14 protein-coding genes and 1 pseudogene are annotated in these 12,397 nt (G+C 45.1%); 6 read left to right on the forward strand and 9 right to left on the reverse strand.

Annotated elements, in window-relative coordinates; all coding sequences use genetic code 11:
* Positions 1-94: 94 nt before the first annotated feature.
* From COW15_RS03545 to rimK, 3 genes and pseudogenes are all read left to right on the forward strand, one after another.
* A pseudogene (locus COW15_RS03545) lies at positions 95-367 on the forward strand (response regulator); the annotation flags it as partial.
* A 9-nt stretch (positions 368-376) separates the two neighbouring features.
* The gene (locus COW15_RS03550) at positions 377-2,098 is read left to right on the forward strand and encodes a GGDEF domain-containing response regulator (protein ID WP_293630054.1); all 1,722 of its coding nucleotides are present in this window, start codon (positions 377-379) and stop codon (positions 2,096-2,098) included.
* A 156-nt stretch (positions 2,099-2,254) separates the two neighbouring features.
* Positions 2,255-3,160, forward strand: a complete 906-nt coding sequence (gene rimK, locus COW15_RS03555) for a 30S ribosomal protein S6--L-glutamate ligase (protein WP_293630056.1) — start codon at positions 2,255-2,257, stop codon at positions 3,158-3,160.
* Between the two features lie 63 nt (positions 3,161-3,223).
* Here the strand turns inward: rimK and COW15_RS03560 are convergent, their stop codons facing one another.
* From COW15_RS03560 to COW15_RS03575, 4 genes are all read right to left on the reverse strand, one after another.
* On the reverse strand, positions 3,224-3,916 hold the full coding sequence (locus tag COW15_RS03560) for a TorF family putative porin (RefSeq protein WP_293630058.1): 693 nt from the start codon (positions 3,914-3,916) through the stop codon (positions 3,224-3,226).
* A gap of 294 nt (positions 3,917-4,210) precedes the next feature.
* On the reverse strand, positions 4,211-4,483 hold the full coding sequence (locus COW15_RS03565; RefSeq protein ID WP_007650853.1) for an HU family DNA-binding protein: 273 nt from the start codon (positions 4,481-4,483) through the stop codon (positions 4,211-4,213).
* 145 nt (positions 4,484-4,628) lie between these two features.
* The gene (locus COW15_RS03570) at positions 4,629-5,426 is read right to left on the reverse strand and encodes a response regulator (RefSeq protein WP_293630060.1); all 798 of its coding nucleotides are present in this window, start codon (positions 5,424-5,426) and stop codon (positions 4,629-4,631) included.
* Between the two features lie 79 nt (positions 5,427-5,505).
* A complete protein-coding gene (locus COW15_RS03575; protein WP_293630061.1) occupies positions 5,506-5,889 on the reverse strand; it encodes a hypothetical protein in 384 nt (127 codons plus the stop codon).
* Positions 5,890-6,018: 129 nt separating this feature from the next.
* On the opposite strand from COW15_RS03575, the gene COW15_RS03580 reads away from it, so the two are divergent.
* Complete coding sequence (locus tag COW15_RS03580) at positions 6,019-6,528, forward strand: DUF4240 domain-containing protein (RefSeq protein ID WP_293630062.1); 510 nt, start codon at positions 6,019-6,021, stop codon at positions 6,526-6,528.
* 12 nt (positions 6,529-6,540) lie between these two features.
* Here the strand turns inward: COW15_RS03580 and COW15_RS03585 are convergent, their stop codons facing one another.
* Together COW15_RS03585 and COW15_RS03590 are read right to left on the reverse strand one after the other, a co-directional pair.
* Positions 6,541-6,855, reverse strand: coding sequence for a hypothetical protein (locus COW15_RS03585; RefSeq protein WP_293630063.1), 315 nt, complete (start codon positions 6,853-6,855; stop codon positions 6,541-6,543).
* 135 nt (positions 6,856-6,990) lie between these two features.
* Positions 6,991-7,299, reverse strand: a complete 309-nt coding sequence (locus COW15_RS03590) for a hypothetical protein (protein ID WP_293630064.1) — start codon at positions 7,297-7,299, stop codon at positions 6,991-6,993.
* Positions 7,300-7,571: 272 nt separating this feature from the next.
* Here COW15_RS03590 and COW15_RS03595 point away from each other — a divergent pair, with 272 nt between their 5' ends.
* Positions 7,572-8,096, forward strand: coding sequence for a DUF3016 domain-containing protein (locus tag COW15_RS03595; RefSeq protein WP_293630065.1), 525 nt, complete (start codon positions 7,572-7,574; stop codon positions 8,094-8,096).
* A 41-nt stretch (positions 8,097-8,137) separates the two neighbouring features.
* On the opposite strand, the gene COW15_RS03600 is transcribed toward COW15_RS03595, so the two are convergent.
* On the reverse strand, positions 8,138-9,892 hold the full coding sequence (locus tag COW15_RS03600) for a GGDEF domain-containing protein (RefSeq protein WP_293630066.1): 1,755 nt from the start codon (positions 9,890-9,892) through the stop codon (positions 8,138-8,140).
* Between the two features lie 146 nt (positions 9,893-10,038).
* Positions 10,039-10,347, reverse strand: a complete 309-nt coding sequence (locus COW15_RS03605) for a prephenate dehydrogenase (protein ID WP_293630068.1) — start codon at positions 10,345-10,347, stop codon at positions 10,039-10,041.
* Positions 10,348-10,395: 48 nt separating this feature from the next.
* Between COW15_RS03605 and COW15_RS03610 the strand changes: the two genes are divergently transcribed.
* On the forward strand, positions 10,396-11,295 hold the full coding sequence (locus COW15_RS03610) for a TraB/GumN family protein (RefSeq protein ID WP_293630070.1): 900 nt from the start codon (positions 10,396-10,398) through the stop codon (positions 11,293-11,295).
* Positions 11,296-11,324: 29 nt separating this feature from the next.
* Here the strand turns inward: COW15_RS03610 and COW15_RS03615 are convergent, their stop codons facing one another.
* The gene (locus COW15_RS03615; protein ID WP_293630072.1) at positions 11,325-12,104 is read right to left on the reverse strand and encodes a methyltransferase domain-containing protein; all 780 of its coding nucleotides are present in this window, start codon (positions 12,102-12,104) and stop codon (positions 11,325-11,327) included.
* Between the last annotated feature and the right edge of the window lie 293 nt (positions 12,105-12,397).

The following is a 12,397-nucleotide window of genomic DNA, read 5'->3' on the forward strand; positions in this document are numbered from 1 at the left end:
CAGCATTGATATCAAAAGTAGGTGTGGTCATAAATCATCTCTTTTTGGTATAGCTTAAAGAAATGACACAGAAATTTGAACACTACCGAATCCAGAAACGATTAAAGGGCCCTATCTCATCCTGCTCGATCTGAATATGCCCAGAATGAATGGTTTTGAATTTCTTGAACATATTCGCTCAGATCCGACATTATCTTCATCTGTGGTTTTTATGCTCACCACTTCAAGTACCGACGAAGATAGGATGATAGCCTATCGCCATCATGTCGCTGGGTATATGGTGAAAACGGATATTAAAGACGGTTTTAATAATATTTTTAATATGTTGGAAGGTTATTGGCGTATTGTCGAGCTTCCAACAGTATAAGGTATGTATATGGATTTACTACTGATCGATGATGATGAAGTGGATAGAACGGCAATCATCCGAGCGCTAAAACAATCAAAGTTGGCGTTTAATGTCATTGAGGCTAATTGCGCTTTCGATGGGTTAAATCTCGCCCTCGAGCGCCACTTCGATGGCATATTATTGGATTATTTATTGCCAGACGCCAATGGCTTAGAAGTGCTAATTAAGCTCAATTCTATGACTCAAGAGCAAACCGTAGTGGTGATGTTGAGTCGCTATGAAGATGAAAAACTAGCCCAACGTTGTATTGAGTTAGGCGCTCAGGATTTTTTGCTGAAAGATGAAGTTAATTCACGCATTCTGAGTCGTGCGATCCGTTATGCCAAGCAAAGATCCTCCATGGCCCTAGCCCTAAGAAATAGCCATCAGAAGCTTAAAGAACTCGCAGAGCATGACTCTCTCACTAAACTGGTTAACCGTTATGGCTTTGAACTTTGCCTCAATCGAGCCATTGCCAGGGCGAAGAGAAGTAACGATTTTCTTGCGGTGATTTTACTCGATCTTGATGATTTCAAAGCTATAAATGACACTTTAGGCCACCAGACAGGTGATATTCTATTGGTGCAGGTCGCTTCACGCTTAAGTACCGTATTACGCGATGGGGACGTTATTGCCCGGTTAGGTGGGGATGAGTTTGTCGTGTTAGTGACAGACAATGACTACAAATATTTTCCCATGATAGTGGCCAACCGTTTACTTAAGGCATTTGAAGAAGTGTTTTGTCTTGGGGATAACGATGTGTTGATCGGCGCCAGCATTGGGGTCGCTTTTTATAACGAGGCCGCATCGAATAGCTCTGAGTTGATGAAATGTGCCGATATCGCCATGTACCGAGCGAAGAAAATGGGGCGTAATCAGATCCAGTTTTATTCCGAAGCCTTAGATCGGGAGGTTCGCTATCGTAATCATATTGAATCCAGTCTTAGGAGCGCCCTCAGGCAGAATGAATTTAAAGTCTATTATCAAGTCCAAGTGGATTCCCAAACCCATCAGATGGTAGGGATGGAAGCGCTCATCCGCTGGCTGCATCCTGTCGATGGCCTGATTTCGCCTGAGCAGTTTCTGCCCATTGCCGAAGAGATTGGCTTAATGGAGGACATAGGTGATTGGGTATTGATTGAGGCCTGTAGACAGGCGCAGGAATGGTTAACGCGGTTACAACCCCTAGGGTATCACTTCACTATTGCTGTTAATCTATCGGCCGCGCAAATAGGTCATATGGATTTATACCAGAAAATTGTTAATGCACTAGAGCTGACCCATTTACCCGCAACGGCGCTGGAATTAGAAATTACCGAAAATTGCTTAATTGAAGAACCCCACGAACATGCAAAAGTACTAGATCAAATCGCCGCTTTAGGGGTACGTTTTGCGCTCGATGATTTTGGGACTGGCTTTTCCTCATTGGAACACATAAAGCTATTTCCTATCAGTGTGCTGAAGATAGATAAAAGCTTTGTGGCTTCCTATGATAAGGATGTGAAAGACGCTCGATTGCTTGCAGCCCTATTAAACTTTGCGTACGGTTTCAATGTGATATCTGTGGCTGAAGGTGTTGAGACCCTTGAACAGGCCGAGTTTTGTACCACGCGAAATTGTAATGTACTACAAGGATACCTTTTCTCTCGTCCTTTAGAGGCGAGTGACTTCGAAACAAAATACATTACCCCTTTACTCGCACAATTGTGAACATTATCTTACGCTCATAACTGGCAGTCGTTTTCATCTGGTGAGGTGTTTTCTCTTGCTTTACACTGAGTAATAGACAAATATCTGCCCCCTCTTCTCTGGTGTGTTTTTTACCTCAGAATTCCCATTCACAGTGCTTAATTTGGTCCGTTCGTAATGAAAATAGGTATCTTATCCCAGTTTCCCCAATTGTATTCGACACAACGTCTCGTCGCCGCCTGTGAGGAGCGTGGCCATGAAGCGGTCGTGATCAATACCTTAAACTGTTATATGAATATCAATTCCATTAAACCTAGCATTCATTATGAGGGTGAGGAATTGGTGGGATTTGATGCGATCATTCCGCGGATCCATGCGAGCGTGACATTTTACGGCTGTGCGGTTGTGCGTCAATTCGAAATGATGGGCGTGTTTGTTGCAAATGATTCGATTTCCATCGCTCGCTCGCGGGATAAATTACGTGCACTGCAACTACTGTCGCGTAAAGGGATTGGTATGCCTATCACTGGGTTTGCCAATAAACCTAACGATATTCCAGATCTTATCAATATGGTCGGCGGCGCTCCTTTAGTGATTAAGCTGCTTGAGGGAACACAAGGTATTGGCGTGGTGTTAGCCGAGACGAAAACGGCTGCCGAGAGCGTTATCGAGGCCTTTTTAGGGCTCAAGGCCAATATTTTGGTCCAAGAATATATTAAAGAATCCAATGGCAGTGATATCCGTTGTTTTGTGGTGGGCGATAAAGTGGTTGCCTCAATGAAGCGCCAAGGTCCCGAGGGCGATTTTCGCTCTAACCTGCATTTGGGTGGCTGTGGTGAAAAAATCAAAATTACCCCAGAAGAACGTAAAATGGCGGTCGCAGCCGTTAAGGCCATGGGGCTCGTTGTGGCTGGGGTGGATATACTGCGCTCCCATCGTGGCCCATTGATCCTTGAAGTTAATTCTGCGCCTGGCATTGAGGGCATTGAACAAACGACGGGGATTTCAGTCACCGAACCTATCGTTGAATATATTGAGAAAATGGTGGCGGCGCGTAAATCGAACCGTCCGATTATTGCCTAGGCTTGAATTGAAAGGAAAAACGCCACCTCAAGTGGCGTTGTTACTCATATCGAAGGTGGGCAGTTACAGGTCAAAGCTATAGGAATAACCTAAAGCAATTTTGGCATCATCTTGGGTTAAATCTGTATCTGACACCATAAAAGAGACAGTGCCCATACTCGTATCGGCGCTGAGTGTCACATTATAGTCGGCATAGTTATCTTCACCAAACCAAGCTTCTACAACATCACCGCTTGAGTAACCATAGTGCACAGATAAGTTGAGTTTCTCTGTGAGCGGCACAGAAATGGTTGCGGCAAGGTAACTGAGATCTTTATTATCTAAAGGGTCTGCGGCTACATCGTCACCCGCATTGACGACCTGGGAATAGCTAACTTCAAGCCATTTCCACGTGATGGCACCATGGAGTTCACCAAAGTCGATGCTGCCTTCGGCATCGGGGTAAGCATAGTAGAGGTAACCTAGGTCATAACTGATGTCCTCGGTAATGCTGCCACCGTAACCCGCATAGAGATCAAGCTCATAACTGGTATCGTCACCAAAGTCCACATTCGATGCCCAAGTGCCCGCATAGAACCCAGAATCGTGGCTATAGTCGATACCCCCTTGGATAGCTACCGCATCATTAGTTTGGGTAACACCACGCCATAGGTAGTTTGAAGTGCCACCAATATTGCCTGACGCGGCCGCAAAGGCATTTGATGTCAGTAACAATCCCGTCGATAATGCCAAAACGCTGTACAGTGATTTTTTCATGCTCATCCCCTCGATTGACTTATTTATCGATTCACTTATGTCCCATTTGGGATGGTGACATTGGTGCATCTTGGTTTTTTCTAAAGAGGGAATTGCTAATCACATGCCATTATTTCAATCTATTAAAAAACAGTTGGTTACAATAATTAATGTTAACAATTTGTTTGTTGTTGCTAGAAAATAGAGCAGTGACGCACTGTTGTTGTGCAAAAAACAATCTTTACGACCGAACTTTACGCAAAAAAAAACACCCCACAATGGAGGTGTTTTATCAAAATTCGGTTTAGCAGTAACTTAGTTTACGCTATCACGCAGAGTCTTACCGGCTTTAAACTTAGGCACAGTGGCCTCGGCAATTTGGATCTCTTTACCTGTTTGTGGATTACGTCCCGTACGTGCTGCACGAGTCGTGGTTTCGAAAGAGCCAAATCCGACGATGGAAATTTTGTCACCGTTTTTCATTGATTCGGTAATAGCCGCTTCGAAAGATTTTAATGCGCGTGCTGCTTCAACTTTTGTTAGATCGGCATTTTCGGCAATCTTGGCGATAAGTTCAGTTTTATTCATCTTGTTGTCTCTTCTTTCCATAGATTTATTAAGTAAGCGTGCCTAACATGCCATAAGGTTTAACCGATGGAAAGTCTTTTGCTGCAAGCTTCCCCAATCAAAGTGGCAGAATTGGGGAATATTTGTGCGGTTCGTGACTTAGGTTTTATTCTTCCAATAGCTGATAAAGGAGTTGTTTGACCAATTTAGGTTCAAATGGCTTATCGCATAACGCATTTACGCCTGCCTGTGACACATTGCTCAAGTGGGTATCATTGGCTTCGGAGGACACCATCAGTATTGGGATATGGGATTGTTGGCTCTCATTACGAATAAATTGTGTTAACGCGAGCCCATCAACACTGGGCATATTGTAATCGGTGATCACAAGATCGAACATGTTATGTCGCATTAACTCAATCGCTTGAGCGCCATCTTCGGCTTCGGTGATCAATTTAATTCCCAAATTGCCTATGGTACGTTTAATGACGTTTCTGGCCATTCGGCTATCATCGACGACTAATACGCGCACATCGTGCACATCAAAATGACTCAAATCGAGTTCATCGTGGCTCAATAAGTCAATCGTAGCATTGAGGGCTTTACCTAAATGGTCGGCATTAAAGGGTTTAGGTAAGATGGCGACCACACCCGATTGGCGAAATATTTCTAATTGCTCACGGCGACACTCGCTCGATACCAACATAAATTGAATGTCTTTGCAGTCGCTATTCTTGCGTAAATAACTGAGCAAGTCGTTCGCTGTGCCATCGTCAAAGTGCATAGCACTGACGATCAGATCCGGTTTATGCCGTGTAATAACATTTTTTGAATCTGCAAGATTTGCCGCAGTTTGGATGCTGACAATCCCTTCCTGCTGTAAACGCTGGATAATGATCCTGCGTTGGGTTTCAGAAGGTTCCACTAGCAGTATGGAAAGTTCGCTGGGCGATAAATGGCTCATAGTCTCTGTCAGTATTGGCTGTGGGTATTTTATGGGGTCGTTAAGCTACGCTATAAGTAACAGCTTAGCAACAAATCGACTATGGCTGTGTTTTTCCGCTCAAATAGCGATACGTCACCTTAGAAAACGCGACCCAATATTGCACTAATAACAGGCTAATAATGCTAATCACAAGGGGTTGCATGGGAATGTTATAGCCAGCAAAGACGACTTTAACGTCCTCTGGTGTAATGCGATAGGCGATAATGGCGGTGATCCCAAGCGCCGAAAAGCCTAAGGTTTGCATACCAAGATAGATTTTCAGCACTAGGCTAGACCAAGGTGCACGCATAATGATCCCCACCAGCACAGGCAGTACTCCTAAGGTAAATAAATCAAAGGATTGAGTCGCTATGGCGCGCCATAAGGCGGCGATGCCGATGAGACAATAAAGCGCGGCCAATAGGATAAGACGTTTAGGCATAAATATGATTCTAATTTGGGTGATGTAGGAGATGAGCAAGTGTAGGAAAAGCCCAGATCTGAGTCCAGCATAACCTGATTATCGTGTAGAATATTGCCTTTGCTCAGGCACAATGAATAGGTTTAGGTTATGACAGAAGTTGAATTTTGGGACTTAGTGACACGTACAGAAGCGACACAATCACAGGAGTCACTCGCGCAGTCACTAAAGCAAAAACTGGCCGAATTGAGCAATGATGAGTTGAAAGCCTTCGACAAGATCTTTGGTCAACAGATGCGCCGCAGTTACCTATGGTCGCTTTGGGGGGCGGCTTATATCATTACGGGTTGTGACTCTGAATATGCATTCGCGGAATTTAGATGTTTTCTCATCTCCCTGGGCAAAGCAACTTACGAAGCGGTTATCACTCATCCAGACAACTTGGCGCAACTGCCAGCGTGGCCGGAAAAGGACGGTTATGCCTATCCATTCGTGGACGAGTATGATTTGATTGCTGGGCAATTGTACGAAGATAGAACGGGTGAAGAGTTACCCTTTATGCCATCGGGCAAGGCGACACCCGTTGGCAAGAAATTTAGCACTAAGCCCAAGGAACTCAAGCAGCAATATCCTGAGCTTAGCGCACGTTTTCCCTTTTAACGCTCTGGGCGATTAAGGGCGTAAACAGGCATTGGTTCTTGTATCGAACGTCATCCCATACTTAGGGCAGGTTTGACGCATTAATCGATACTCTTCCTCGGTTAGCTGCAGAGTAAACTCGCGATCGAGCCGCTCTGTCATGCGCTGTTCCGCGGCATATTGAGATTGGGCTAGCTTATTGAAATGTGAGTTTACCACTTGCTGTTGTTTTGCCGACAGTTGTGCCGCATGGCTTGGGGGACTGAACGCAGCTCCCAGAGTGACAAGGGCGACTAAAGCAAGTTTGTGTGAATACAGACCCGATAGGGTGAAAGTGTTTAAGTTCATAGATAGGCTCCAAATTAAAAAATCACGTTCAATACGTCAGTTTCTAAAGCGCGCATCCTTGACAAACAAAACCTGTGGTACTGATGAAGCCGCTAGCTTACGGGAGTCAACTTGAACCTTTGCTGAACCACTTGTTTAAGGTTCGTTACGCATTTCTTGGCATTGGAAACCTTGCTTACGAGTATCAAAAGCACAGCTTAAGCCACATTCCCAGGGGACATCATCGTAGAAAGATGATTGTTCTTGGGCAAAGTCTTGGCAGGACTCATAGTTGCTAAAATTGTCAGTTTTCTTATATTTACCAGAATCATAGCCATGGGTATAAATAAAAGCAGACCAAGTTTTTGGCTGATTTTCTTTATCATTGGGGGAAATGAACCAAATCGCACTCGCAAAACAAGTCAACAGGATTAAAACGAACACGGGTACAACGGGGAATTTCATTTTTTTATCGTAGTCGTAAAACAGTGGGCGAAGAATAACGTGTTTTCATTCGAGATGCGCGCTAAATGATCACAAATTAATAACTCAGTGCTTACTTTGCACTTCATTGATACAAAATGATGCGTTTTGGTTGTAATTGTTGTGATTATTTACCTTTTTATACATAAGCTTACCTTGGTTGAACTGTACTTATTTCAGTTTTGCATTAAGCTTTAGTTCAGGTTAGATTTTGTACGGTATAGCGTAGAAATGATTAGGCCTAGGAGGCAAGCATGAAAGTTCAGTTCCTTTTACTCGCAGGTGTATTAAGTTGCAGTGCAGTGTGGGCCGCAGACGAAGTGAAAACCGATCCCGTTACCGAAGATGGTATAGTTAAAATCCTCTGGCAGAGCCCAAAGGATTTTCGCGATATTGAATCATCGGGGGAAATCCAATCCCGCTACGAGACGCGATTATTTGATACCTTAACCAAGAATATCAATAAAGAAGCCTCGAAAATTTTAAAGCCAAATCAAAAGCTTGAAATGACGGTCTCCGATGTTGATTTAGCTGGTGATATGCGCCCTACCTTTGGGGCAACCGCCAATGATTTGCGTGTCGTTAAAGATATTTATCCGCCGCGTATGACCTTCAGCTATCAAGTGCTTGATAACGGTAAAGTGATTATCGCCGGGGATGAGAAACTCTCTGATATGGGTTTTTTGTCCGGTATCCAATCGCAAACCGACAAGCCATTTATGCACGAGACCCAAATGCTGATCGATTGGTTGAAAAAAACCATCGCACCTCAGCTTTAGCATAATTTAATCTTCCACATCAATAAGTTGAAGTTTAAGTGCTAAGCGATTAATGCCTGCGGATTAAGTTGAGGGTCTTCTAACAGGCAAAGCCCGTTGTGTGCGGACTTTGCCTGTTTTTTTGCCTTAGCACTCAGGGTCGAAAGGCTATGTTCGTTACAGTTAAAGGTGTGTGCCGGTGTCAGTAAGCCAACGCATAGGCTGATGAGTTTGTGGTAACAGGCTTGGCCTTGCCGATCCTCTGCTAGCATTTCCTGCGCTTGCCAATGTTCGGCGCTATAGAATAATTGTTTATGGGCTTCAAAATCGGCCAAAATCCGCTGGCAACGGCCAATAATCTGCTCGCAGGTGCTGATAATCACAAAGTCATCGCCGCCAACATGGCCAATAAAACAGTTATCGCTCTTATATTTCATTAATAGATTAGCCACCTCGCAGATCACTTCATCCCCACGGCAAAATCCATAGATATCATTGTATGGCTTAAAGTGGCACAGGTCGAAGTAGGCTAAATAAAAAGGCTTTTGTTGTAGCCTAAGTCGCTTAAGTTCTTCTTGTATCGGTACATTTCCCGGTAAATCAGTAAGGGGGTTGGCATGGCGCGCCATTTTAATCCTGTGTTCGGTAATGCGCTGCAATAGGTCTTTTGTGTGGCCAATACCAAGGAGTTTGCCGCGGCGTAAGATAATAAATTGCTGCGCGACCGTGTTGGCGCTTTCCGAGGTCAGTAATTGACTCACAATCGACAGCGGTTCATTGGCTTCAATCTGCAATACCTGTGGGTCCATTACCTCGGACACCGCATGATTTTCATGCAGGGCGCGACCGTAGGGGGTGCTAAAAAGCTCGAGCAAGGTTGCGCGGCTGATGATGCCTAGGGGAATTTGGTTTTCAACGACTACCACAGCTTGTAACGCTGGCTGGGAGCTGAAAGTATCGCTGAGATGCTTAAGTTTTAGGGTTGGAACCACAGTGATAGCACTGCTGCAAAGGCTCTCTGCCGATTCGCTATACCTTGGCTGGACCTGGGTATTATTGGGGACTAAGGTTGCTTTCATCACTCGGCAGGGTTGTGCTTCAGGGCGGCCGAGTAAGTAACCCTGACAATAAACGATACCGAGTTGTTTGAGTACTGCGAGTTCTTCTTGGGTTTCAATACCTTCGGCAATCACCTTGCAAGTCAGGCTTTGGCAGAGTTCGACAATCGAGCGCACAAACTCTTGTTTTACTGGGGTTGAATCAATTTGATGAATAAAATGGCGATCAATTTTGACATAGTCAGGGGCCAGTTCTGACCAAAGCCTTAGGCCCGAATAACCTGCGCCTAAGTCATCTATCGCCGTCATAAATCCTTGGCTGCGATAGTGATTTAAACAGGATTTTAGCAGGTCTATATCATCCGCTGGGTATTGCTCCGACAACTCAATCACCACCTGGGAGGGGGAGATCCCCAGTTGTTGCAATAATTGCAGTGTCATCCCCTTTGGGTGGGTGGGATCTAACAGTGCCTTGGGTGAGATATTGATAAACAGCCTGCCCTGAAATTGCCGCAGTTTAAATTGTTCTAATGAGATGCGCCTGCACAGAGTTTCGAGTTCGCTCAATTTTCCTTGGTGTTCTGCGGTCTGGAAAAGGGGAACGGGCGAATAGAGAGGGCTGTGTTCTGGGCCACGGCTTAGGGCTTCGAAACCATGGATTTTATGTTCTAATATATTGAAAATAGGCTGAAAAAGTGGGTTGATTGCCCCTTTTGCAATTATCTTATCAAGCTCTTTTGCCAGATCTAAACTTGTCATTACTTCAGCCCCTTCATCAATGTTTGCGGAGTCTATGACTTAGAAATGACAAAATGATGACAATTTATTGTTGGCAGAAGGGGGATAAATCTGAGTCGTTAGGGGAATAAACGCTGAAATATTATTCACTTCAGCGTTTAGAACGATCAGCTTTGCTTCTTAAAGGCTTGCAGGGTTTTTAGTAAGGTTGCGAGTTGGCGCACATAGGTTTCAAGCGCAACGGGATCTAGGTTTGCCTGATCTTGTAGCTTAGTTAAATCATCAACGAGTTCTTGCACATAGGGCAAAAAACGATTGCTTGAAACGATAAAGCCCTGTTCAGCTGTGAATATGCTAGTGAATTTTCCAAGGCCCGCTTTTTTCAATTCATCTAACTTAGCATCTGCATCTATGGCTTGGCGATAGGCGGTTTGAAGGTTTTCTTTCAGTTGCTCTATAACCTTAGTGTGTGGCATAACAGCGTCTCATTGCAAAATTTGCAGGAATTATAAGGGGCAAAGGATATGGCAACAAGCCAATGGCGACTAATAGTCTCAATCTGTTGTGCCGCGGTGTTTGGCAGCGCAGCAAGTTGGGCGGCTGTGGATGATAAGCCGCCATTTTATCGGCTAGAGTGGCAGGGTAAGAGCGCCTATTTACTGGGTTCTATCCATATTGGCAGTGCCGATTTTTATCCTTTACCGAGCCAAATTGAAGCGGCATTCGACCGCGCGAAGGCGTTAGTGGTCGAAGTCGATATGAATCAAGTCGATAGCCGCGCCTTGTTACAAAAATATGGCATGGCAGATAAAGCACTGGGCTTAGATTGGCAGAGCCGTGATCAGCAAACGGTCGCCGCTATGGTGCCCTATTGTGAGGCTCAAGTGAGTTTATGCCAATCTATACAATCATTTGCCCCATGGTTGCAGGCATCTCAACTTAATCTCCTGCGTTATAATGGCTTAGGCTATAGCCCGGATTATGGTGTGGATATGCAACTACTTGGGCGCAGTGCAAGGCGAGCTGTGTTTGAGTTAGAAACGGCGGAGTCGCAGTTTCAATTATTGGCCTCATTCGATAGCCAGACTCAATGGTCCATGGTGCGCGAAGCCATTAGTGTTCCCGATGCCGAATTGTTGTCACTCATTACGGCTTGGCGCACAGGGGATGAGGTCGCCCTCGATAGGCTGATGCAGGAACAGATGGGGGGCGAGGGGGAGACTCAAATGCTGGAGAAGATCCTCTGGCAGCGGAACCAGACTATGGCCGAGGGTATTATCAAGTTGATGAATGCCGATGGATCACCGGCGCCCTTATTTGTGGTGGTAGGCGCGGGCCATGTGGTGGGCGATAAGAGTGTGGTACAGCTACTTAGGCAGGCGGGGGCGAAAGTCACCGCCTGTTGGCGTGAGGTATGCCAGTAACTTAGTCCGTAGATAACTTAGCCCCTAGTTCACTTAGCCCCTAGTTCACTTTGCCCTAAAAAGTGTACATAGCGGCCGAGTGAAATATAGGGCTCGCGCTGTGAGTATTGCAGCTCCATAGTGAGTAGCTTTTGATAATCAAAATCCGCCGCTTGGTTCTTTTTCAAATAATCGTGGATCACCCGCACCCCAGATTGAGTCACTAGCGCCATATCCCACTCGCTAAACCATTGTTTGACCTCATGGATATAAAGTGGATGGGTGGGGGTTAGGCGCACTTTTTTCTTCACCTTAAGATCGGCGGCCACATAGTCAAAATTCCCCGAGACTAAGGCGTGAAAACGCATGGCTTCCTTATTGTAAAACATCAACGAGAACAGACCATTAGGCCTGAGCATTGTCAATAGACCTTCCATTGTGGTTTTAGCGTCGACAAGCCATTCGACAACGGCATGGCAGAGGATAAGGTCGAATACCCCATGTTGCTCCACGGACAAATCTTGGATCGGGGCATGGACTAGGGTGATATTTAAGGGAAGGGGTGAGGCTGAAATTTGCTCCTGTGCCTGCGCAAGCATTTCGGCGGAGATATCGCATAGTACGACTTCATGGCCAAGGCGTGCCAGCTTTTGGCTAAAGTAACCAAAGCCGCCGCCCGCATCTAAAATGCGCAGTTTTTTATCACCCAATTGGGACAAGGCGGGGGAGAGATCACGCCATAATACGGCGGCACGGATTTCCCCTTTAGGTGTACCGTATATATTCTTCGCGAATTTTTGCGCGAGTTTATCAAAATTCTTATCTTGCACGTGTGAACTAAGTTAAAGAGTGTGGGGCGATAGTGTGGCACAGGCGTAAAATTTTCGCACATCTGGAGGGGCGATCCTCAAAATAATTTCAGTATTTTTGTATCATTAAATTATAAGTAATTGATTTTATTTGTAGTAAATAATCCTGCTAAACTTAGGGATACACAGAACTGAGTGCTCTGGGGTATAATCTCGCCGTTTTCGACAAACCTGACTCTATATACCCAAGCTACCTGAAGATACGAGTTTCAGAACGCCTAGGGTGCTTCAATTCAAGGCGCATCAATGAAAGA

This window comes from Shewanella sp. CG12_big_fil_rev_8_21_14_0_65_47_15 (assembly GCF_002783505.1).
Lineage (GTDB): Bacteria > Pseudomonadota > Gammaproteobacteria > Enterobacterales > Shewanellaceae > Shewanella.